Origin of the sequence: Streptomyces sp. WM6386, assembly GCF_000972385.1 — a bacterium.
GTDB lineage: Bacteria > Actinomycetota > Actinomycetes > Streptomycetales > Streptomycetaceae > Streptomyces.
Genome location: NZ_JXTE01000225.1, coordinates 1 through 1,008, shown reverse-complemented (window position 1 = coordinate 1,008; position 1,008 = coordinate 1). Strand labels below are relative to the sequence as shown.

Below are 1,008 nucleotides of genomic sequence, written 5' to 3'. Positions count from 1 at the left end.
GTACTGCTCGTCGCGGGCTGCCGTGTCACCGACCGGAGGCAGTAGAGCGCGACGGCGCGCCGGACTGGACGACTCGACCGTATGCCCGAGCGGCTTCCCGGCAAAGTGTCGAACGATCCCATGGGCAGGTACGCGGCGCGCCTCGCAGGCAGTGGCTGATCACGCGGGCCATGGGCTTGCGGCCGAGCTGACGTCGCTCACCGGGCTGACGCTATGTGGCCGCGCGGTTGGAGGCCGAGGGACGCTCAGTGAATGACTGCGGGGCCGGCGAGATCCACATGGCCTTGGGCAACACCCAGATCCTGTCCGAGGTTGCCGGGGCGATGCACTCCTGGCTGCAGGGGCCCCGGGTGCGTGAACTTGTCCCCGACCTTCGCCCGCGGGCAGATCTCCAGCCCGCGGGCACCCGCTCCGCCGACCTCAACTCGGGTACGGCGCACAGCTCGTCGGGGGCAGACATCGCCAGGCCTGCCCGTCACCGCCGATCGGTTTCCCGGACGGCGCGCTGACGTGCGGTGAATCGGAGGTCCAGGGAAAGCCGGAGCACCGCCTGAAGGAACGAACCGTCGAATGCGCCGATTGGCGGTCAGACAGGAAGGTTCCGGTATGAACGGAACCGGCCCACCGGCCGTATTCTTACGCGATCGGGGTGCGTATCCAGCCAAATTCCTCGGTCTTCATGGGGTTTGTGCACACAGGTCGCACGCGTTGCTGCGGCCACGGGGGAGTGAGGGGGCAACCATGGTGGCGGAGAGTCATACGGTGCGAACAGGCACCGTGCTTCCGGTGGACGCGGCACGCTGGGCGATGTGGACGTTCGTCATCGTCAATGTGGTGATCGTCGAGGCTCTGTTCGTCAGCGCCGGGTCGGGCAAGAACGAGGTGCTCACGGTCGCCAAGTTCTTCGGACTGCACGCGGCCCTGCTGATGCTGCTGCAACTGCTTCTCGTGGCCCGGCTGCCGTGGCTGGACCGCCGCATCGGCATGGACCGGCTCACAGTGTGGCAT

1 pseudogene is annotated in these 1,008 nt (G+C 67.4%); it reads left to right on the top strand.

The window, feature by feature from the left end:
- Positions 1–762: 762 nt before the first annotated feature.
- Positions 763–1,008 (top strand): annotated as a pseudogene (locus tag TN53_RS40895) (oxidoreductase); the annotation flags it as partial.